Below are 19667 nucleotides of genomic sequence, written 5' to 3' on the forward strand. Positions count from 1 at the left end.
AATTTTAGTATAATACATTCTCTTTTAAAAAAATGTATGCGATATATTGCATAAAGTAATAATACAACAATTAGCTTAAAATGCAAGCATTATAATCAAAGATTTTTTTAAATTCTGTCTATTTCGAAATCCGGAGTTAAATGGTTATTTTTTCAATATAGTATATATACTTAAGCGTGCATAAAAAACCGCACAGACTAAGTCCCCCTGTGCGGTAAGCAATTACTGCTAGAACAATTGAGAAGGATATAATGTCATGCCACCATCTACAAATAAGGTAGTTCCGGTGACATAAGCAGCCTCATCAGAAACAAGCCAGGCTGCGGCTGCGGCGATGTTTTCCGGTTTCCCGATCTTTTTCATCGGGATTTTCTGCAGCGTCTTCTCTTTTTCTTCTGCATCCTGTTCTTGTGTCGGATTTCCTGGTGTCGTGATGGTTCCAGGTGCAATGCTATTAATCCGTATTTCTTGTTCTGCATATTCCAGCGCCAATGTTTCTGTCAACATCTTCAAACCGCCTTTTGTGACGCTATAGTGAACATTCTCCACTTTGGGAATGACTTGATGAACACTCGAAATATTAAGGATGCTGCCTTTGACTTTATTTGCCTTCATCCAGCTCAACGCTTCCCTGCTGGCAATAAAAGCTCCTGTAAGATTGACGTCCAGTACGCGCTGCCACGTTTCCAATGCCAATTCATCAGAAGGTGCAGGTTCACTGAAACCTGCATTGTTCACCAATACCTCTACCGAGCCAAAATGATCGAGTGCCGTTTGGATCAAGCTTTTGATGCCTGTTTCTGTCGAGACATCCGCTTGCACCGTGACCGCTTTCCCACCCTGCCTCTGTATTGCCTGGGCCGCCTCTTCCGCCCCTTCAGCATCTGTCAGGTAATCGACTACGACATTCATCTTTTCTTTGCCGAAACGCTCTGCGATGCCTTTGCCGATCCCTTTTGATCCCCCTGTCACAATCGCTGTCTTTCCTGCTAATTCCGGATACATACTAACACTCCCTTTTATTTTTAATACCTGAGAGCCGCAACGGATTTACTGACGGTAAGGGTTTCCAGGTCGTACCCCTTGCTCCTTACATAATGTTCAATGCCGCTTTTGGCAATATCGATATTGTTCTTAGGGCCAATCGTTATATGGCTGATGGGTAATTTCTCTTCAAACGATACCTCAATATAAGGAATAATCACCCCATTCCGTGCCCGGAATTTCACTTTCCCGTCCAGTTCTCCTCGGCTGATGATTGCAATTCGGTATTCCTCTTCACTCTTGAAAGCGGCATCTTTAAAAAAGATTGCACATGATGCCATCACCGAAAAGAAATGATCGGCTAATACCGAGTTCATCTGTTCCTCTTCATATTCGCTGATAAGTTCAAAACTTTCCACGAGCAAATCCTCCAAGATGGTTTCCTGCTCCCGCCTGCTGTAGACCACAAGACCATGCAATAAGCCGGCATCCACTAAATAATGATTGATTTTCCCAAGAAGCTCCTCTGCAGAAAAGCCGATATTATAGCCATCACCTTTTGCGTAGTTATACCAAAGAGCCAATGAATCTTCTGTTTGCGACATTGAAAAAACATAGACTTCAAAACCGCTTTCTTCAATTTCTTTCATAAAATGATCCAAAGCCTGCTGCAGCTGTTCAATAAACATAGCCCATAGATTCCCTTTGTCCGAAACTTCCATTTTGTCCAGTACAGTTTTTAAAATGCCAAAAAAATAGACCAGTTCGCTGGAGTCGTTCAGAAAAGTCCCTTTGCTCATCCATAAACGGTTGGTTTCCATCATACCCATTAAACTGGTCAAGCTCGTGTAATGGTATAAACTTTGGCCAGCTTGCTGGATTCTTTTTATTTGTTTGTTGAGACCTTTTAAAGCCTGTTGCTCCAGCTGTTCAGCCAAGTTCTTTTCGCTGTCCATATAACTTCACCTCTCTTCAATAACAGAACCAGCAAGAGGTCCTGCTTATGCATCATTGCCACAGACTGCTGCTTTTCCCTTCTTATACCCCACTGCCCAAAGTTAAAAAGACTGTACGGAAAATTTTCTGTTATTTTCTGAAAATGCAAGAGATATCCGAATCCGCTCTCGCTTTTAGACTGGAATCCTGTAAAATAACTTAATATGGAAAGAGCCGAATTTACTTTTTGCATCTATTTGGAGGGCGGTGTTCTCTTTGAAAATAATCTCAATCATTCTTCAGCTTGTCGTTATTACGGGTTTTTATTTATTAGGCGAAGCGTTGCAAGGTGTTTTCAATATTCCATTGCCGGGCAGCATCATCGGTTTTCTTCTGCTGTTTATTGCACTTATGCTGAAAATCTATCCGCTTGAATGGATTGAGTCAGGCGCTCATTTCCTATTGGCTTTTTTATCTCTTTACTTTATCCCGGCTACCGTCGGGGTTGTTGAATACGGGGAATTGTTTTCCGGCAAAGGCATGCTGTTGATTCCAATCGTCATTGCCAGCACGTTTCTGACAATGGCGGTTGCGGGCAGGGTCAGCCAGTATGCCGCCAAGGCAAGCACTGACCGAAAGGAGAGGTCTTGACCATGGAATTCAATCTGACTGCTGCTTTTTTTGCGGTTTTGACGGTCAGTATTTATTTGCTGACCAATATTTTATATTTAAAGTACAGAAAGACTTTGCTGAATCCAGTGCTTGCATCTACAGCCATCCTCGTCCTTATTTTAGTGTTGGGCAATATCCCATACGATACATATATGATGGGCGGCAACTGGATCGGCACATTGCTGGGGCCGGCAGTAGTCGCACTCGCGATTCCACTATATAAACAACGGGATCTGCTTTTCAACAATATGCTGCCGATTCTTTCAGGTATTGCTGCGGGTGTTGTTGTCGGCATGGCAAGCGGCATTTTGTTTACTCAGCTTTTTCGCTTTTCAGAAGAGCTGATTTTGACCGTCCTGCCGAAGTCACTGACCACGCCGGTTGCCATGCAAGTTGCCAGCAACCTCGGCGGAATCCCTTCGCTCGCCGCAGTTTTTGTTATGGTAGCTGGATTCACCGGCTATATCTTCGGCCCTGCTCTCTTGAAGTGGCTGCATATCGATTCGCCGATCGGCCGCGGCATCGGCCTCGGCACTTCCGCCCATGGCATGGGGACCGCCAAAGCCTTTGAATACGGCCAGCAGGAAGCATCGATGAGTTCTGTTGCGATGACATTAAGCGCAGTATTTGGCGCTTTATTGGGACCGGTCGCTGCCTGGCTTTTGCTTTTGTAAAACGTAAAGACCCCCTTTTCCACAATCGGAAAGGAGGTCTTTTTATTGCTGTTCAATTGGCGGCTACCTTCCAATATCCCGGCGATTAAATCCGGTGATGCCGACTGCCGTCAAAATAATCGCCACAACTGTCAGCATCGCCGCGTTCAGGTAATTCATCTCTTCAATCGGTATCTCAGACACATAGCCGAACGGCGTCAACTTCCCTACCCATTCGGGAAATTGGAACAAGCCGCCCAGATAAATGACAAAAAACGAAAAAGCTAAATACAGCCAAACGGCACCGGTTAAATTTGGAGCCCATCCGAGCAACAGCACCGCCACACCGACCATGGCAAACATCGCCGGCAAATAGGCCAGCGCCGAGCCATAAAACATCCCCAATGGAAGCTGCTCCTCCATCATGGCATTGCCGACCAATCCAAGACCCAGTGCTGCTAAAGAAAGCATGACAAAACCTGTCAAAACAGCCATCGTCAAGTAACTGCCCAGCACGTGATTTCTGGAAACGGACCGGCTTAAAATATGCTCAAGCCGGTCATTTTTTTCTTCTGTTTTCAGTTTCAATACCGCCATCAATACAGGAATGGTTCCGAGAATCGCCATGACGGCCATCAGCACCGGAATGAATTGTTCTGTCAGTGAAAAGCCTTCCGACTGAACAATCATTTGCTGCATCAGGTCAATGTCTTCAAAAAACGACTCCAAATCGCCCAAAACCGAACCATAAGACGCCCCGATTAATAGCAACCCTGCTGACCAGGCGATGAATCCAGTCCGCTGAAGCCGAAATACCAGCCCAAACGGACTCAATAAGGATCGGGCAGCTTTGGCTTTTCCCGCCCGCGAAGGCAAAAAGCCAGAACAAAGGTCACGGATCGAGTTCAAGTACAGAGCCAAAGCCATCAGCAGCAAGGCTCCAGCAATTGTCAGCAAAATTGGCCACCAATAATTATTGACATAGGCCTCAGACCGCAAAATCCAGCCAAGCGGCGACAACCAGGACAAGGTTTCATTTGCGACGTCCCCAATCGCTCGGACCATATAAGCCAGCAACAATATGGCAATCGACAGCCCAAGTGTGTTTCTGGCATTGGGAGATAACTGTGCACAGACAGCCGCAACGCCGGCAAAAACCAGACCGGCAGCGCCTAGTGCAAACCCATAGACAAGCGACCCTTGCAGATCGACACTCTCAATCCCTAAAGCAGCCAGTGAAAAAGCCGTCAGCAACGCCAGGACAATGTTGGCACCGGTCATTACGAGCAACGTTGATGACAGATTCGACAATCGGCCCACCGGCAAGGAACGGATCAATTCGATGCGGCCATCCTCTTCATCTGTACGTGTATGGCGGATGACCAGCAAAATATTCATCAAGCCGACAACAACCGCTGTCATCAGCAGCATTTCATGCGCAGTCATCGCGGGATTGCGCATCGTTTCAGCCATTGCCTGCCTTTCCTCCGCATTTTGATACAAACCAACGAAAGCCAGGGCGACAATTGCCGAAATGGCCGCAAATGAGACGAGCCAGATGGGCAGACGCAAACGGTCGCGCCGTAAAACAAAACGGATCAAGGTTCCGGTTCCGTCAAACAGATGTCTGGTCATTACCGTTCGCCTCCTGCTCCTGATTCCACCGCTCCAGCGGTTCCCTCGTAATGGCGCATAAACAATTCCTCCAGCGTCGGCGGTGAACTTTCAATGCGGCTCACCCCAAAGCGGCTGATGTAACGGATGACATGATCCACTTCCGCTGTGTCGACCTGGAAAGACAAAGCGCTGCCTTTCTGCTGGATGCCACTGACTCCTTTCAGCTCTTCCAATCCCACAATCGGCTCTTTGGTTTCTACCAGCAGAATCGTCCCAGTCAAATGCCGCAATTCTTTGAGCGTTCCGGTTTCGATGATTTTTCCTTCGCGGATAATCGCCACTTTGTCACAGAGTTTTTCGACTTCCGACAGGATGTGGCTCGACAGCAGGATGCTCTTGCCCTGTTTTTTCGCTTCCACTACATATTCCTGAAACACACGCTCCATGAGCGGATCGAGGCCCGAAGTCGGTTCGTCTAATACATACAAATCCACATCCGACGAGAATGCCGCAATCAATGCCACTTTTTGCCGGTTTCCTTTGGAGTAGGTCCGGCATTTTTTCGTCGGGTCCAAGTCGAATTTCCGGATCAGTTCCTCTCGCCGGTCCAGATTATTGCCACCGCGCAGTTTAACGAACAGATCAATGACCTCTCCTCCGGTCAAGTTCGGCCATAAGTTGATATCTCCTGGAACATAAGCTACGCGTTTATGAATTTCCACAGCATCCTTCCAGGAATCCTTCCCAAAAATTTCTGCACGTCCGTCCGTCGCTTTTAAAATACCGAGCAGCACGCGCAGTGTGGTCGACTTGCCTGCTCCATTCGGACCGATAAAGCCATAAACTTCCCCTTCGCCCACTTCAATGTTCACGCCGTCGAGTGCTGCAAAATCTCCGAATTTTTTCGTCAGATCAACCGTTCTCAAGACTGCCATGAGTTTCCCTCCTAATTCGTATAGAAGCTTTTCTTCAGAATATCGAGATATTCGTAAAATTCATCCCAGTAAGGCTTCAAATCCAGTTCGGTCATTTTTTTCCCCTGCAGCTGTTGCAGGAGATTTTGCTGGTAGCCATCTACTCCCCAACGGATTAAATTGAATGCCTTGTCAACGTCGACATCTTTTCTGAAAAGCGTTTTGTCGATTCCTTCATACAGCAATGCATAACCCTGCTGCTGCAAATGCTCATAACGCTTCTGAAGATGTGGAGGAAGATCCAGATCTTTCGTTAACATAAACGTTCCCATAAAGTTGAAGATATGCTCGTTTTCCAGCTGTGCCTTCATTTTTATTTGCGCCGCATCCCTCATTCGTTTAATAAAATCACTTTCATTGATATCCACTAAGCTGAAATATTCATTGATGATGAAATTCATGCTGTAGTCGACCAAGTACTCGTAAAGGTCCTTTTTGTTTTTAAAATAGTAGAACAACATCCCTTTTCCGATACCGGCATTTTTGACGATGCGGTTGGTTGAAGCTTGCCCAAATCCATTTTCGGCAAATTCCATCAATGCTGAATCAAGGATTTTCTGTTGCTTTTTGGGGTCGAGGTTCTCAAATTTCTCCATGTTCATGCCCTCTTTCATTTCTTTGGACCACTCTGGTCGACTACAGAATACAACATTCGACCACACTGGTCAATTTATTAGTCTAAATTATCTGATTTTTTATTTGGTGAATTAAACCGTTGCCCCTGCCCTCTTAGAATGCTATCTTTTAGGTGCAATCATAATAGAGGAGGAAGACCCCGTGAAAATATTCTTTTCCCGAAAAAATGCGTCAATCATAGCCGGCCTAGTGACTTTGTCGCTCTTAGGTGCCTGTGGAAATAACGAAGATACAGCTCCTGAAGAAACAACGACCGCTTGGGATGAAATCCAGGAAAAAGGCAGCCTGATCGTTGCCACATCAGGCACCTTGTTTCCTACTTCCTATCGGGAAGAAGGATCGGATGAATTGACCGGCTTCGAAGTGGAAGTGGCACGAGAAATCGGTGAACGCCTTGAATTGGAAGTTGAATTTACGGAGCTAGGATTTGATGAAATGCTGACGTCTGTCCAAACCGGACAAGTCGACATCGCAGCCAATGACATTGAAATCACGGAAGACCGTAAGGACAATTTTCTTTTCTCCACACCGTTTAAGTATTCTTATGGCACTGCAATCGTCCGTTCAGACGATTTGTCCGGCATCGAAACCTTAGAAGACCTGGAAGGCAAAAAAGCCGCTGGTGCTTCGACTTCCGTTTACATGGAGACCGCACGCGAGTATGGCGCTGAGGAAGTTGTCTATGACAATGCGACAAATGAAACCTATCTCCGCGACGTCGCCATTGGACGGACAGATGTCATTCTGAACGATTATTATTTGCAGACATTGGCGATTGCAGCCTTTCCGGAACTGGACATCACCATCCATCCGAACCTCAAGTACAGCCCTTCTGAAGTGGGTGTTGTGATGAACGAAGACAATACCGAACTTGCCGAGAATGTGGATCGCGTCATCGAAGAAATGCTGGAGGACGGCACAATCGCCGAAATCTCAGCAGAATTCTTTAATGGTGCCGATGTGACTGAGAAAGTGGAAATTGAAGAATAATTGTTGAAGGAGCCCCTCTTGATTGAGCGGCTTCTTTTTTTGGAACTTTTTTTATTGCGGGGTGGCTGTGATTTTTCCAGTTAAGTGGATATACTTTCTGATTCAGCCTGAATACTTTCCATTTCACTTCAAATACTTTCTGATTCGGCCTGAATACTTTCCACTTCACTTAAAATACTTTCCGATACAGTTAATACGTTATTTGGAGAACCCATATCTCTCCTTTCCAGCCGCTTCCAAAAGCCTTATACTAAACTAAAAGTAAGAATAGTCAGTCTAAGGAGGCGAGCAGATGAATACTTCGTTTTCGCCGCTGGGTGATCAGGCGATTGTCATTGAACTGGGCACTGAAATCAATGAAGAAACAGAAAAAAAAATACGAAGACTGTCCACTTTGCTGGAAAGCCGGCCACCCAATTGGATGATTGAATTTATCCCTGCATTTATAACGGTAGCTGTCTTCTACGATCCTTGCGCAGCAACATACAGCAAGGTACAAGAAGAGCTGGCGGAACTTCTGGCGCACCTGGGGGAAGAGTTGGCTGTCGAATCCAGAACCGTTGAAATTCCTGTCTGTTATGGCGGTGAATTCGGACCCGACCTGGAATTCGTGGCACAACACAATGGCTTGACTGCGCGCGAGGTCATTGACATCCATACTTCCGGCAGTTATTCGGTCCACATGATCGGCTTTGCGCCCGGCTTTCCTTTTATCGGAGGCATGTCTGAAAAAATTGCGGCCCCAAGGCGCGATTCCCCACGACTCCGCATCCCGGAACGGACAGTCGGCATCGCCGGCATGCAGACTGGTGTCTATCCGATTGAAACACCGGGCGGCTGGCAGCTGATCGGCAGAACGCCGCTTCGGTTATTCCGGCCGGAAAATGACATTCCGAGCCTGCTGCAGGCAGGAGACAAAGTGGTCTTCTGGGAAATCTCTGAAACAGACTACCACGCATGGAAGGAGGATCCGAATGCTGAAAATCCTTAAAAACAGCTTGCAGACCACTGTACAAGACCTCGGCCGGAGCGGTTTTCAGAAATATGGCGTCATCGCCAGCGGCGCGATGGACCCTTATGCTCATCGCCTGGCCAATCTACTGGTCGGCAATAAAGAACAGACCGCCACACTTGAAATCACACTCGTCGGACCTGCAATTGAATTCATCGAAGACACGGTCATCGCGCTATGCGGCGGCGATTTGAGCCCGAAACTGGATGGCCAAGCTGCTCCAATGTGGAGGATGCTGTCCGTTAAAAAAGGCAATACCCTGACTTTTGGTGAGCCTCGCGTAGGCGCCCGCTGTTATTTGGCAATTGCCGGCGGCATCGATGTTCCTGAAGTCATGGGCAGCCGCTCTACGTACATGCGGGCCGGGATTGGAGGGTTTCAAGGGCGCTCTCTGGAAAAAGGCGACGAAGTGCCGGTTGGCCAGATCAGCAGGCAACGGCTTTCTTCACTATTGCAGGAAGCTGACAATGACTCAGATTGGTTGCTGCCGCCTGTCAGGTATTTTGAAGAACCCGTCATTCGGATGATGGCCGGGCGACAATTTGATTTATTCGATGACATCAGCAAAAAACGGATCTTCCAAGAAGCCTTCGCCGTCTCATCCAATTCTGACCGCATGGGCTATCGGTTGGAAGGTCCTCATCTGGCTCTTGAAAATCCGGCGGAATTGATTTCAGAAGCGGTGGCTTTCGGTTCTGTTCAAGTACCGGTGGATGGCAATCCGATTGTCCTGCTGGCAGACCGCCAAACGACTGGCGGCTATCCGAAGATCGGACAGGTTGCGTCTGTTGACTTGCCGCTCATCAGCCAGCTGAAGCCGGGACAGCAATTGCGCTTTAAAGAAATTTCCCTGGCAGATGCACAACAGCGTTGGATTGAACAAGAACAATCGATTCGGCAAATAAAAGCCGCGATTAAGTTGAAACGGGAGGAATGGACATGAGTTATAAAGTGGATTTGAACTGTGATATGGGCGAAAGCTTTGGTGCTTACCGGATGGGCAATGATGAGGAAATTCTTGATTACGTTACCTCTGCGAACATCGCTTGCGGCTTCCACGCCGGCGACCCTTCGACAATGCGCAAAACCGTTCAATTGGCCCTCGAAAAAAATGTTGGTATTGGCGCCCACCCTGGCTTGCAGGACCTGGTCGGCTTCGGCCGCCGCAATATCGCCCTGTCTCCTCAGGAAGCCTACGACTTAACCGTTTATCAAATCGGCGCTTTATCAGGCTTTATCAAAGCCGAAGGCGGACAGTTGCAGCATGTCAAAGCACATGGTGCCTTATACAATATGGCGGTAAAAGATGCGGCTTTGTCAGAAGCCATTGCAGAAGCTGTCTACAAAATCGATCCGGAACTGGTGCTGTTCGGGCTTTCCGGCAGTGAAATCATCAAAGCTGGCGAGAAAATCGGACTTCGTACAGCCAATGAAGTCTTTTCAGACCGCACCTATCAACCGGACGGCTCGCTGACGCCTCGGACCCAGAGCAACGCCTTGATCACCGATCCACAGATTGCCATCGACCAGGTCATTCGCATGGTCAAGGAAAATAAAGTGGCGACGGTTGAAAACAGCGATGCCGAGCTGCAGGCAGAAACCATCTGCATTCACGGAGACGGCGTTAACGCACTCGAGTTCGCCAGACAGATTTCAAAATGTTTGAAAGGAGCCGATATTGATATTGTTAAAGTGAGTGAATTCGTTTAATACAAGCCGAGGAGGATTTCAATGAAGAATGCGAAGAAGATGAAAAATACCAATGCCAGCGTCTTGCTGGGTGCCGCTTTCCTGATGGCGACTTCCGCCATCGGACCTGGATTTCTGACACAAACGACAGTTTTTACGGAAACTTTATTGGCTTCTTTCGGATTTGTTATTTTAATTTCTGTCATCATTGATATCGGTGCCCAAACGAATATATGGCGCATCATCGCCGTCTCCGGCAAACGGGCGCAGGATATCGCCAACGACGTTTTGCCTGGCCTGGGTTATTTCCTGGCTTTATTGGTCGTCATGGGCGGGCTTGCTTTTAATATCGGCAACATCGGCGGCGCTGGGCTTGGCACAAATGTGCTGTTCGGAATCGATCCGAAAGTCGGGGCTGTTTTAAGCGGCTTGCTCGCTATCGGCATTTTTGTTGTAAAAGAAGCTGGGCGGGCGATGGACCGTTTTGCTCAAATTCTTGGATTTGTCATGATCGCATTGACCGTTTACGTTATGATCACTGCACAGCCGCCTGTCGGCGAAGCGATCGCAAAAACTTTCGTGCCCGATACCATCGACATCTTTGCCATTGTCACGCTCGTCGGCGGAACCGTCGGCGGCTACATTACTTTTGCAGGCGGACACCGGCTGATTGATGCAGGCCTGACCGGCAGAGCAGCCTTGCCCGAAGTGACCAGAAGCTCCATTTATGCGATTGGTATCGCTTCATTCATGCGCATTATTTTGTTTCTGGCGGTGCTCGGCGTTGTGTCACAAGGCCTTTCGTTGGATCCTGCCAATCCGCCTGCTTCCGTCTTCCAATTGGCCGCCGGCAACGTTGGCTATAAAATTTTCGGCGTCGTCATGTGGGCGGCTGCAGTCACATCAGTTGTTGGAGCTGCCTACACATCTGTATCCTTTATCCGGTCATTCAGTCCGGTGCTGGAAAAGTACAATCGTCTATTGATCATCAGTTTCATTGTCATCTCCACCTCTGTTTTTGTCATCATCGGCCAGCCCGTTCTGGTATTGGTGCTTGTGGGATCCTTGAATGGTTTGATTTTACCGATTGCCCTTGGTGTTATGCTGATTGCCGCGCATAAAGCGAAGATTGTCGGCGACTACAAGCATCCTCTATGGATGACTGTTTTCGGTGTCGTCATCGTGGTCGCTATGGCGTGGATGGGAATCTATACCTTGATGAACGGAATTCCGGCATTATTTGAATAAAGGAGTGGAATGAGATGAACATCATCAATCAACAGTCCCCTCGTGAAATTCGGCAGCTGATCCGCAATGGTGAATGGCAAAAGCCCACATCCAGTTTGGCTAATGGCTTTATCCAGGCCAACCTGGCGGTGCTGCCAAAAGAAATGGCTTTTGAGTTCCTGCTTTTCTGTCAGCGCAATCCGAAATCCTGTCCGTTAATCGATGTAACAGAACCGGGTTCATTTATTCCGGAGTTGTCAGCGCCAACCGCTGATTTGCGGACAGATCTTCCGAAATACCGGATTTACAGAGACGGCATACTGACGGAAGAAACAGACCAGATCACCGACTTGTGGACAGATGACATGGTTGGGTTTTTAATCGGCTGCAGTTTCACTTTTGAAGAAGCCCTGATCAACAATGGCATTCCGATTCGCCATAACGAAGAAAACTGCAATGTACCGATGTACAGGACCTCCATTCCCGCAGTGAAAGCGGGACGCTTTGAAGGGCCGACGGTAGTCAGCATGCGCCCCATGCCGGAAAAAGACGTTATCCGGGCCGTCCAGGTGACGAGCCGTTTTCCGAGCGTCCACGGAGCTCCCGTGCATATCGGCAATCCTGAAGGCATCGGCATCCGTGATTTAAGCCAGCCTGATTTTGGGGACCGCGTGACTGTCAAAGAAGGTGAAGTTCCTGTATTTTGGGCTTGCGGTGTGACGCCACAGGCGATTGCCATGCACGTCAAACCCGAAATCATGATCACCCATGCCCCCGGACATATGTTCATTACCGATTTGAAAACTGAAGAAATCAGTGTCATATAAACACTAAAAACCAGTAAGCCGATTTGGGCCTTACTGGTTTTTTAATGTGTTTTTATGATGGGCTTCCGGTCTCCACAAGATCACGTGATGCCGCTACCCGATCGTCCTGCAGCCAGCAAGCCACAGAATGCCCTGTTTCCGTCACTGTATCACGCGGTGTATACGTATGGCATACCGCCATCGTATGCGGGCACCTGGCCGCAAATGCGCAGCCTTCTCCAAGCGTCGCCAAGTTAGGCGGTGAACCCGCAATCGGCAAGAGCGGTTGCGAGCGGTCTTCATTCAGTTTGGGCATCGATTGAAGCAGGCCCAATGTATACGGATGCTGCGGATTGTAGAAGATTTCATCCAGTGTGCCCTGTTCCACAATTTTGCCGCCATACATGACAGCGACACGGTCAGCCATATTGGCGACCACGCCCAAATCGTGCGTGATCAAAATAATGGCTGTCTCGGTCTTCTTTTGCAGGTCCTTCATCAAATCCAGAATTTGCGCCTGGATGGTAACATCGAGTGCCGTGGTCGGTTCATCCGCAATCAGCACTTTCGGGTTGCAGGCAAGCGCCAGCGCGATGACCACACGCTGCCTCATGCCGCCTGAAAATTGATGAGGATAATTATCCAGCCGTTTTTCCGCTTGCGGAATCCCGACCAGCTTGAGCATTTCCAGCGCCCGGCTGCGCGCCTGCGCTTTTGTCAGCTGCTCATGCCGCTGGACGCCTTCCATGATCTGTTTGCCGACTTTCATCGTCGGATTCAGTGAAGTCATCGGATCCTGGAACACCATCGAGATTTCCGATCCGCGCAAATCCGTAACTTGGCGCTTGGACATCTTCAATAAACTTTTGCCGTTATAGACAATATCGCCTTTAGTCACTTCTGTGGTGGCTGCCGGCAGCAATTGCATGATGGATTTGGCGGTGACTGACTTGCCCGAACCGGATTCGCCGACAATCGCCAACGTCTCCCCTTTTTTCAAATCAAAACTTACACCCCGCACCGCCGTCAATTTGCCGGTTTGGGTTTTAAACGCTACATGCAGGTTGTCGACTGTCAAAATGGTCTCGCTCATGTTGAACCCTCCCCTATTTTCTCATTTTCGGATCTAATGCATCACGTAAACCATCGCCAAGCAAATTGAATGAGATCATGATGATACTGATAACCAAGGCCGGAAAAATCAATTTATACGGGAAATACCGCATTGATTTATAGCCGTCTTCAATCAAAACACCAAGCGACGCAAGAGGCGCCTGCAATCCAAGGCCGATAAAGCTCAGGAACGCTTCGAAGAAAATAGCGGTCGGAATCGTAAACATGACTGTGACGATGATCGGTCCCATGACATTCGGCAAAAGATGCTTCGAAATCAGCCGTGGATTTGATGCGCCAAGGGTACGGGAAGCCAAAACAAATTCCTGGCCCTTCAGCTGCAGCACTTGGCCGCGTACCACACGCGCCATGCCAACCCAGCCGGTGATGACCATCGCCAGAATAATCGATGTGATGCCCGGCTCCAGCACAAGGATAAACAAAATGATGACAATCAAGTTCGGAATCCCCATAAGGATCTCGATGATCCGCTGCATGACGTTGTCGATGCGCCCTCCATAAAATGAGGAGATGCCACCGTAAATGACGCCGATCACCAAATCGAGGAAAGCCGCCACTAAAGCGATGAACAAGGAAATCTGCGTCCCTTTCCAAACACGGGTCCACAGATCGCGGCCGAATTCATCGGTACCGAACCAGTAATTGATCTGAACATCCCGTTCCGCATATTGATCCACGCCTGCCGAGTTCTGTCCGTTGAATCCGAGCCACTCCAACCCTTCGACTTTCGGCGGCATATTGGAATGCGCCAAATTTTGTTCCCGGTAAGAGAATTCATTCAGGCTCGGACCGATCAACGCCAAAGCAATCAACAAGACGAGCATGACGAGTGAAATCATGGCGCCTTTGTTTTTGATGAGACGCTGAAATGCTTCTTTCCAGAAAGACACGGACGGCGTACCAATTTCCTCGCTTTTCCGTTGGTCCAGCGGCGCTTTTACAAACAGATCCGATGGGATTTCGTCGTAAGCATATTGGTTTTGCGCCTGCAAATCTTGATGCGGGGGAAGGTGTGGTATGTTTTTCGTCATGCTGATTCCCCCTTATAGTTGATGCGTGGATCCAGGAAGCTGTAAATGATATCCACGACAAAGACAACGAAAATGAACAAAGCGCTGTAGAAAATGGTAATGCCCATGATGACGCTGTAATCCAATACCAGGATCGATAAAGTGAACTGCTCGCCAAGCCCCGGCACTGCGAAAATCTTTTCGATGACCAAGGTTCCCGTCATGATCGAGACAGCAAGCGGCCCAAGCATGGTGACAACCGGAATCAGCGCATTGCGGATGACGTGCTTGACGATGACCTGGTTTTCTTTTAAGCCCTTGGCTCTGGCCGTAATGATGTAATCCTGGCCGATCACTTCGAGCATTTCACTGCGGATAAACCGCGCGACCGTGGCCGTCACCGTCACCGACAAAGCGATGGACGGCAGCAGCGTACTGGAATACCCTTCCCATAACGCGACGGGCAGCCATTCCAATTTAACGCCTACGTAATACTGCAGCAACGCCGCAAAAACGAAAGATGGAATCGACATTCCCAAAACGGCTAATGTCACCGACCCGTAATCCAAAAGGGAGTTGTGCTTCAAAGCCGAAACAATGCCTAGAACAAGTCCGATAATGGCGCCAATCACCAATGCCTGCAAGCCGATAAAAGCTGATGGCCCGATGCGGTCACTGATCATGCTGGTGACGGTCCGGCCTTCATGTTGGAATGAATAACCTAGATCGCCCTGTACCAGGTTGCCGATATACTGAATGTATTGGATAGCGACTGGCTGATCCAGTCCATATTTAGCATTCAATATCGCCAATTGGCTATCGGTCAATTTCTCCGGGTTGGTGAACGGTGTACCCGGCAACAGCTGCATCAGGAAAAAGGTAGCTGTCACAATAATGAAAAGCGTAATGAGCATAAAGCCGATCCGCTGCAGTAAATAACGTTTCATGCGAACACCTCAGTTCTATAGGGTGAATTTAACTTCTTGATGCGAAAAGCGGAAGCACCCGGGTAGCTCTGACGGACATAAGACAGACCGGCAAAGCGGCGTATTTTCAGCCGCACAGCCGGGTTGGCTTATGACCCGAAGAGCTGGGTGCTGGAGTCTGGCCAAGACGAAAAGTGGAAGCGCCCATGTGATGGTTCAGTGATGAAAAAATACGAGGGCGCCCATAAATCGGCTACACCCTCGTATCTATAAGCTGTAAACCTGTTTTATTCTTCGATCGTCACCCATTTGTAGGAGAATGAAGCCCCTGTCGGATGCACCAAAAGATTTTTGATTTTGCTTCTCATTAAGACAGCAGCACCTTCCTGGTAAAGCGGCACGATTGCTGCATCTTCTTCCAATAGGATTTTCTCGATATCCAACAGCATCTGGTAACGTTTTTCTAGATCCGTTTCCGTTCTTGCTGAAGCCACCAATTCTTCCAATTCGGCATTTTTGTAATCCATGCGGTTAGCTGATCCACCTTCCAACCACATATCCAAGTAAGTCATCGGGTCGCTGTAATCCGGTCCCCATGAAGATAGAGACAAATCATACTCGACCGCTTTTTCGATTTCCAGACGTTGTGCGAAAGGAACCGCTTTGATGTCCAATTTGAATCCTGGAAGATTGTCTTCCAATTGTGCTTGAATGTACTCAGCTACTTTTTTATGGTCTTCAGAATCGGCAATGTTGATGGAGACTGTTACATCTGTTGCCCCTGTCTCTTTCAGCCCTGTTTCCCAAAGCTTCTGGGCTTCTTCAACCGTGCCTGTATTGAAGTCTCCGTTCAAGTCACGGAAATCTTCACCTGTTGGCGATTTGAAGAATCCTTTCGGCACGATGCCGTTCAAGGCAGTCGATCCATTTTTCAAAATAACATCCGTTAAGCTTGCTTTGTCGATTGCCATATTAACTGCTTGGCGAATGTTTTTATTGCCCAGTACCGGATGGTTATGGTTGAAACGAAGGAAGATGACTTCCGGCTCTAAAATCGTATCGAAGTTTTCGTCGTCCTTGTTCTGGTCGACAGCTTCTGAGCTCAATACGATGCGGTCCACTTTATTTGTTTCGTATAAATTGACGCCTGCTGCCGGATCTTTCACAACGTAAGCATTCACAGCATCAAGTTTAACTGTGTCTGCATCCCAGTAATCTTCGTTCTTTTCGTATTTCCATCCTTGCTCATGTGTCCAATCCACCAATGTGAATGGTCCGTTGAACAGGATATTTTCCGCTTCCAGTGCGTATTGGTCACCCTGCTCTTCTACAAATTTCTGGTTCTGTGGCAAGAAAGTCGGGAACGTCATCAATGACTGGAACAATGGGTTCGCTGCTTCCAACGTAACTTCCAGTGTTTTCTCGTCGATTGCTTTAACGCCCAATTCTTCTGCGTCCATTTCTTCGTTCATGATCGCTTCAGCGTTTTTGATCCCTGCTGTTACGAACATGAAGTTATAAGGGCTTGCGTCTTTCATAACACGTTTCCAAGCATATTCGAAATCCTGCGCAGTAACCGGTTCCCCATTGCTCCAGTTCGAGTCGCGCAATGTGAACGTGTGAACGCTCTTGTCTTCATTTTCTGTATGGTCCGTTACTAAAGCTTCAATCGGTTCATGGTTTTCATCCTGGCGGTAAAGCCCTTCATTGACGTTATTCAACACAGTGAACGCGATGCCGTCATGTGCTTTGGTAGAATCCAAAGTAGGGATATCTGCTGTGGTCGAAATGTTCAATACTTGTCCAGCTTCCCCTTCCGCTGCGCTTTCTTCGTTTGAACTCTCCGAAGAATTGAAATTACACCCCGATAAGATTAAAACGAATGCGATCAAAATCATGAAAATCTGCGTTTTTCTCTTTCTCTCCATTTTCCCTACCCCCATTTTTTGATAATTCTTTATTTTGGTAATTCTTTATAATCATAATTGTTATTGCGGAAATAGGCAACAAGATGTTTTAATTTTCAAATTTATAAATTACATGGTAATCTCTATTTATGTAAGGAAAGGGTCGACTTGTATGAATTTTAAAAGAGTTTTGTTTCTGATTTCACTGGGCAGTTCGTTAACGTTGCCTTTCTTCCTATATACGGAATGGTCAATCGCTAGATGGTTTGATGCTTTGTTTTTAGTGGGCCTCTTGCTGCTGATGGTCTATTTCATCATGGTATTGATCGAAGGCCAATTTTTTACGGCATTTTTAAAAAGCACCCGAAACTTTTTTGCAAAAGTAAATAAAAAGGATCAGCTCATTCGGGAAAGCGAAAAACGTTCGGTTGATCGAGTGGATTACCGCAAAGAATTCCCAAACCGAAATTCGTTTCTTCAGATCGGCCTTCTTTTTTCCATCAGCAGCCTGGTGATTTCTGTTGCTTTGTATTATTTGGATTAACCAATAAAAAAACGGCAGGCCTGTAAAAGGCACTGCCGTTTTGTTTGATGAAAATGCTGTTCATTGCCATTCCAAAATACCGGTAAGGTCCCGATAGATGCTGTCGGGCTCCATACCCAGTTTATCCAACGGCATCCCGTCCCGGTTGATCCAGGCGGTCTGAAAGCCAAAGCTCTTTGCTCCTGCAATATCCCATTCGTTCGAAGACATGAACAGGACTTCGTGGCGTTCCACTCCAAGGACCTTCAAGGCATAGCTGTACGACGCCGGCGTCGGTTTATATTGCTTGATGTCGTCGACGCTGATGATCTCATCGATCAGTTCAGAAAGAACCGAGTTTTTGATAAGCGGCTCCAGCATATCCCGTGAGCCATTTGAAAAAACGGCAATTTTCTTGTCGCGCATCTGCTCTAAAATTTCTGCGGATTCGGGATGTGCTTCGAGATTTCTGTAAGCCTCAAGCAAGGTCTCCACTTTTTCCTCATCATATGGAAGTTCCAATTTCGTCAACGTATAATCCAGGGCATCTCTCGTGATTTTGGAAAAGGGTTCATATTGCCCCATCAATTGCCGCAAGAATGAGTACTGGAGCTGCTTCTGGCGCCAGACGATGCTGATTTCCTCTCCTTTGTCACCGTATAGATCCCTGCACTTCTCTTTGACCGAGTAGACATCGAACAATGTGCCATAAACATCGAATATCAAGGCTTGAATGGATGATTTCATTTGTTCAACTCCTGTCTGATAAGATAGATGATTTTTTCCAAGTAAGAGGAGCTATGCGGCACTATCTCCTTCAGGCCAATCCTTTTTTTGAAAGGACTATGGCCATCAAGCGTTGCGATAAACCCATCAATCTCCACTTCTTCTTCCTTACCCGCAAACAAATCCGCCAATGCCTCAAAATCAACTTCCCCCATGCCGGACACTTCCTCCAGCTGCAACTCAAACCTAAGGTCATTGTTATTCGGCATAGGATATAAGAAGCAATGGCAGCGTTCGTTGTCAATAAAACCCGGAATCTCCATTTGATCTTTGACCATACCGAGAAGAATGAGCTTATCAAAATCCACTTCCAAGCCAAGTTCCTCTTTAACTTCCCGCACGCCGTCTTCTACAGTTTCATCCGCCAGCAAATGGCCGGCCGCAGTGATGTCGAACAAACCGGGGAAATCTTTCTTGGCTTCACTGCGCAACTGGAGATAAACCGTATCTCTGTTGTTCCTACGCCCCACCATCCAACAATGAAACGTTTCATGCCAAAGCCCTTGTTCATGGACAGCTTGCCGAGTTTCTATCCCTTGCGGATTTCCATGTTCATCGTACACACGCAATTTCTCCGTTTCCATCGCCCTGCCCCTTTTTTCTTTTTAGCATAGCAAAAAAACCGGCCGTATACCTGGCCGGTCCTTCTTCCGATCATAAAATTCTTCTCTGGTCTTAAGCTCTTCAAATGCATTCATGAGTATTCATTAAAATGTGTATCATCCGGCGCTACATGCTTGATGAACAGCAGGTCTTTTTCGGTGATATCCGGAACGAAAAATTCAGTGCCCCAATGTTCGGAAGAGAAAATATGCTGTTCTCCTCTGCTCAAGAAAATGGAGAACCACTTGAGCTTTTTCTTTTCACTGACATGGCAGCTCATCAGGTATTCAGCAATTTCCAATGTCAACAACCCCGAGAAAATGGTCATACCCTGCTTGTCATCAATATCGAACAATCCAGGCAAACTGGTTGTAAGCTCTTCAATCACTCCTGCTTCTTCATTAAAGCAATGAATTTCAAATGTATCGGATTTAGCCAGAAAATATTCCATCAGCAAAAGCCAATAATCATAATTTCCGATAGCAGGTATTCTTTCGACTCCATCACCGTCTATGAATTCGGTAAGTTCAAATTGTAATTGTGTTTTAAGTTCCATGCCATTCATCACCTGCCCTTTTCTCC

The 19667-nt window shown here is 47.3% G+C and carries 21 protein-coding genes; 9 read left to right on the forward strand and 12 right to left on the reverse strand.

Going from position 1 to position 19667, the window contains the following annotated elements; translation table 11 throughout:
- Positions 1–228 precede the first annotated feature (228 nt).
- Together QMA04_RS13460 and QMA04_RS13465 are read right to left on the reverse strand one after the other, a co-directional pair.
- Positions 229–1005, reverse strand: coding sequence for a glucose 1-dehydrogenase (locus tag QMA04_RS13460; RefSeq protein WP_290186364.1), 777 nt, complete (start codon positions 1003–1005; stop codon positions 229–231).
- A 20-nt stretch (positions 1006–1025) separates the two neighbouring features.
- Complete coding sequence (locus tag QMA04_RS13465; protein WP_290186365.1) at positions 1026–1940, reverse strand: DUF2971 domain-containing protein; 915 nt, start codon at positions 1938–1940, stop codon at positions 1026–1028.
- 247 nt (positions 1941–2187) lie between these two features.
- On the opposite strand from QMA04_RS13465, the gene QMA04_RS13470 reads away from it, so the two are divergent.
- Both QMA04_RS13470 and QMA04_RS13475 read left to right on the forward strand, forming a co-directional pair.
- Complete coding sequence (locus QMA04_RS13470; protein WP_290186366.1) at positions 2188–2571, forward strand: CidA/LrgA family protein; 384 nt, start codon at positions 2188–2190, stop codon at positions 2569–2571.
- Between the two features lie 2 nt (positions 2572–2573).
- Positions 2574–3266: an LrgB family protein gene (locus QMA04_RS13475; RefSeq protein WP_290186367.1), complete on the forward strand. Its 693-nt coding sequence runs from the start codon at positions 2574–2576 to the stop codon at positions 3264–3266.
- A gap of 63 nt (positions 3267–3329) precedes the next feature.
- Here QMA04_RS13475 and QMA04_RS13480 read toward each other — a convergent pair whose 3' ends face one another.
- From QMA04_RS13480 to QMA04_RS13490, 3 genes are read right to left on the reverse strand one after another with little or no spacing between them, the layout of a single operon-like run.
- Positions 3330–4880 (reverse strand): ABC transporter permease, encoded by a 1551-nt coding sequence (locus QMA04_RS13480; RefSeq protein WP_290186368.1) that lies wholly within the window; start codon positions 4878–4880, stop codon positions 3330–3332.
- Complete coding sequence (locus tag QMA04_RS13485; RefSeq protein WP_290186369.1) at positions 4880–5797, reverse strand: ABC transporter ATP-binding protein; 918 nt, start codon at positions 5795–5797, stop codon at positions 4880–4882. Before QMA04_RS13485 ends, QMA04_RS13480 begins: the two co-directional genes overlap by 1 nt.
- An 11-nt stretch (positions 5798–5808) precedes the next feature.
- Positions 5809–6432 (reverse strand): TetR/AcrR family transcriptional regulator, encoded by a 624-nt coding sequence (locus tag QMA04_RS13490; protein ID WP_290186370.1) that lies wholly within the window; start codon positions 6430–6432, stop codon positions 5809–5811.
- Between the two features lie 187 nt (positions 6433–6619).
- Between QMA04_RS13490 and QMA04_RS13495 the strand changes: the two genes are divergently transcribed.
- The 6 genes from QMA04_RS13495 (at position 6620) to QMA04_RS13520 (ending at position 12217) form a co-directional block, all read left to right on the forward strand.
- The gene (locus QMA04_RS13495; protein ID WP_483313722.1) at positions 6620–7462 is read left to right on the forward strand and encodes a transporter substrate-binding domain-containing protein; all 843 of its coding nucleotides are present in this window, start codon (positions 6620–6622) and stop codon (positions 7460–7462) included.
- A gap of 292 nt (positions 7463–7754) precedes the next feature.
- Positions 7755–8453 (forward strand): 5-oxoprolinase subunit PxpB, encoded by a 699-nt coding sequence (pxpB, locus tag QMA04_RS13500; RefSeq protein ID WP_290186372.1) that lies wholly within the window; start codon positions 7755–7757, stop codon positions 8451–8453.
- On the forward strand, positions 8437–9417 hold the full coding sequence (locus tag QMA04_RS13505; protein ID WP_290186374.1) for a 5-oxoprolinase subunit C family protein: 981 nt from the start codon (positions 8437–8439) through the stop codon (positions 9415–9417). The genes pxpB and QMA04_RS13505 overlap by 17 nt, the downstream gene beginning before the upstream one ends.
- Entirely contained in the window at positions 9414–10184 is a 771-nt protein-coding gene (locus tag QMA04_RS13510) for a LamB/YcsF family protein (protein WP_290186375.1), read from the forward strand. The genes QMA04_RS13505 and QMA04_RS13510 overlap by 4 nt, the downstream gene beginning before the upstream one ends.
- 21 nt (positions 10185–10205) lie before the next feature.
- A complete protein-coding gene (locus QMA04_RS13515; RefSeq protein WP_191715170.1) occupies positions 10206–11411 on the forward strand; it encodes an NRAMP family divalent metal transporter in 1206 nt (401 codons plus the stop codon).
- 14 nt (positions 11412–11425) lie between these two features.
- Complete coding sequence (locus tag QMA04_RS13520; protein WP_290186378.1) at positions 11426–12217, forward strand: putative hydro-lyase; 792 nt, start codon at positions 11426–11428, stop codon at positions 12215–12217.
- A 52-nt stretch (positions 12218–12269) separates the two neighbouring features.
- Here the strand turns inward: QMA04_RS13520 and QMA04_RS13525 are convergent, their stop codons facing one another.
- The 4 genes from QMA04_RS13525 to QMA04_RS13540 all read right to left on the reverse strand — a co-directional run bounded on the left by QMA04_RS13525 (position 12270) and on the right by QMA04_RS13540 (position 17194).
- Complete coding sequence (locus tag QMA04_RS13525; protein WP_290186380.1) at positions 12270–13289, reverse strand: ABC transporter ATP-binding protein; 1020 nt, start codon at positions 13287–13289, stop codon at positions 12270–12272.
- Between the two features lie 13 nt (positions 13290–13302).
- Positions 13303–14361: an oligopeptide ABC transporter permease gene (gene opp3C, locus QMA04_RS13530; RefSeq protein ID WP_238943203.1), complete on the reverse strand. Its 1059-nt coding sequence runs from the start codon at positions 14359–14361 to the stop codon at positions 13303–13305.
- Positions 14358–15287, reverse strand: coding sequence for an ABC transporter permease (locus tag QMA04_RS13535; protein ID WP_191715167.1), 930 nt, complete (start codon positions 15285–15287; stop codon positions 14358–14360). Before QMA04_RS13535 ends, opp3C begins: the two co-directional genes overlap by 4 nt.
- A gap of 266 nt (positions 15288–15553) precedes the next feature.
- On the reverse strand, positions 15554–17194 hold the full coding sequence (locus QMA04_RS13540; RefSeq protein ID WP_191715166.1) for a peptide ABC transporter substrate-binding protein: 1641 nt from the start codon (positions 17192–17194) through the stop codon (positions 15554–15556).
- Positions 17195–17345: 151 nt separating this feature from the next.
- Here QMA04_RS13540 and QMA04_RS13545 point away from each other — a divergent pair, with 151 nt between their 5' ends.
- Positions 17346–17717: a DUF3899 domain-containing protein gene (locus QMA04_RS13545; RefSeq protein ID WP_191715165.1), complete on the forward strand. Its 372-nt coding sequence runs from the start codon at positions 17346–17348 to the stop codon at positions 17715–17717.
- Between the two features lie 60 nt (positions 17718–17777).
- Here the strand turns inward: QMA04_RS13545 and QMA04_RS13550 are convergent, their stop codons facing one another.
- The 3 genes from QMA04_RS13550 to QMA04_RS13560 all read right to left on the reverse strand — a co-directional run bounded on the left by QMA04_RS13550 (position 17778) and on the right by QMA04_RS13560 (position 19641).
- A complete protein-coding gene (locus QMA04_RS13550) occupies positions 17778–18443 on the reverse strand; it encodes a haloacid dehalogenase type II (protein WP_191715164.1) in 666 nt (221 codons plus the stop codon).
- The gene (locus QMA04_RS13555) at positions 18440–19066 is read right to left on the reverse strand and encodes an NUDIX hydrolase (protein ID WP_191715163.1); all 627 of its coding nucleotides are present in this window, start codon (positions 19064–19066) and stop codon (positions 18440–18442) included. The genes QMA04_RS13550 and QMA04_RS13555 overlap by 4 nt, the downstream gene beginning before the upstream one ends.
- 110 nt (positions 19067–19176) lie before the next feature.
- Positions 19177–19641 (reverse strand): hypothetical protein, encoded by a 465-nt coding sequence (locus QMA04_RS13560; RefSeq protein WP_191715162.1) that lies wholly within the window; start codon positions 19639–19641, stop codon positions 19177–19179.
- Between the last annotated feature and the right edge of the window lie 26 nt (positions 19642–19667).

The organism is Planococcus sp. APC 3900 (genome assembly GCF_030407735.1).
In the GTDB taxonomy this organism is placed as follows: domain Bacteria; phylum Bacillota; class Bacilli; order Bacillales_A; family Planococcaceae; genus Planococcus; species Planococcus notacanthi.

Excerpts from the sequence above, each read along its gene's own strand:
- QMA04_RS13475 (WP_290186367.1), top strand. The coding sequence starts at position 2,574 with ATGGAATTCAATCTGACTGCTGCTTTTTTTGCGGTTTTGACGGTCAGT.
- QMA04_RS13555 (WP_191715163.1), bottom strand. The coding sequence starts at position 19,066 with ATGGAAACGGAGAAATTGCGTGTGTACGATGAACATGGAAATCCGCAA.
- QMA04_RS13490 (WP_290186370.1), bottom strand. The coding sequence starts at position 6,432 with ATGGAGAAATTTGAGAACCTCGACCCCAAAAAGCAACAGAAAATCCTT.
- QMA04_RS13485 (WP_290186369.1), bottom strand. The coding sequence starts at position 5,797 with ATGGCAGTCTTGAGAACGGTTGATCTGACGAAAAAATTCGGAGATTTT.
- QMA04_RS13520 (WP_290186378.1), top strand. The coding sequence starts at position 11,426 with ATGAACATCATCAATCAACAGTCCCCTCGTGAAATTCGGCAGCTGATC.
- QMA04_RS13465 (WP_290186365.1), bottom strand. The coding sequence starts at position 1,940 with ATGGACAGCGAAAAGAACTTGGCTGAACAGCTGGAGCAACAGGCTTTA.
- QMA04_RS13540 (WP_191715166.1), bottom strand. The coding sequence starts at position 17,194 with ATGGAGAGAAAGAGAAAAACGCAGATTTTCATGATTTTGATCGCATTC.
- QMA04_RS13560 (WP_191715162.1), bottom strand. The coding sequence starts at position 19,641 with ATGGAACTTAAAACACAATTACAATTTGAACTTACCGAATTCATAGAC.
- QMA04_RS13545 (WP_191715165.1), top strand. The coding sequence starts at position 17,346 with ATGAATTTTAAAAGAGTTTTGTTTCTGATTTCACTGGGCAGTTCGTTA.
- QMA04_RS13515 (WP_191715170.1), top strand. The coding sequence starts at position 10,206 with ATGAAGAATGCGAAGAAGATGAAAAATACCAATGCCAGCGTCTTGCTG.
- QMA04_RS13525 (WP_290186380.1), bottom strand. The coding sequence starts at position 13,289 with ATGAGCGAGACCATTTTGACAGTCGACAACCTGCATGTAGCGTTTAAA.
- pxpB (WP_290186372.1), top strand. The coding sequence starts at position 7,755 with ATGAATACTTCGTTTTCGCCGCTGGGTGATCAGGCGATTGTCATTGAA.
- QMA04_RS13505 (WP_290186374.1), top strand. The coding sequence starts at position 8,437 with ATGCTGAAAATCCTTAAAAACAGCTTGCAGACCACTGTACAAGACCTC.
- QMA04_RS13460 (WP_290186364.1), bottom strand. The coding sequence starts at position 1,005 with ATGTATCCGGAATTAGCAGGAAAGACAGCGATTGTGACAGGGGGATCA.
- opp3C (WP_238943203.1), bottom strand. The coding sequence starts at position 14,361 with ATGACGAAAAACATACCACACCTTCCCCCGCATCAAGATTTGCAGGCG.
- QMA04_RS13510 (WP_290186375.1), top strand. The coding sequence starts at position 9,414 with ATGAGTTATAAAGTGGATTTGAACTGTGATATGGGCGAAAGCTTTGGT.
- QMA04_RS13480 (WP_290186368.1), bottom strand. The coding sequence starts at position 4,880 with ATGACCAGACATCTGTTTGACGGAACCGGAACCTTGATCCGTTTTGTT.
- QMA04_RS13550 (WP_191715164.1), bottom strand. The coding sequence starts at position 18,443 with ATGAAATCATCCATTCAAGCCTTGATATTCGATGTTTATGGCACATTG.
- QMA04_RS13535 (WP_191715167.1), bottom strand. The coding sequence starts at position 15,287 with ATGAAACGTTATTTACTGCAGCGGATCGGCTTTATGCTCATTACGCTT.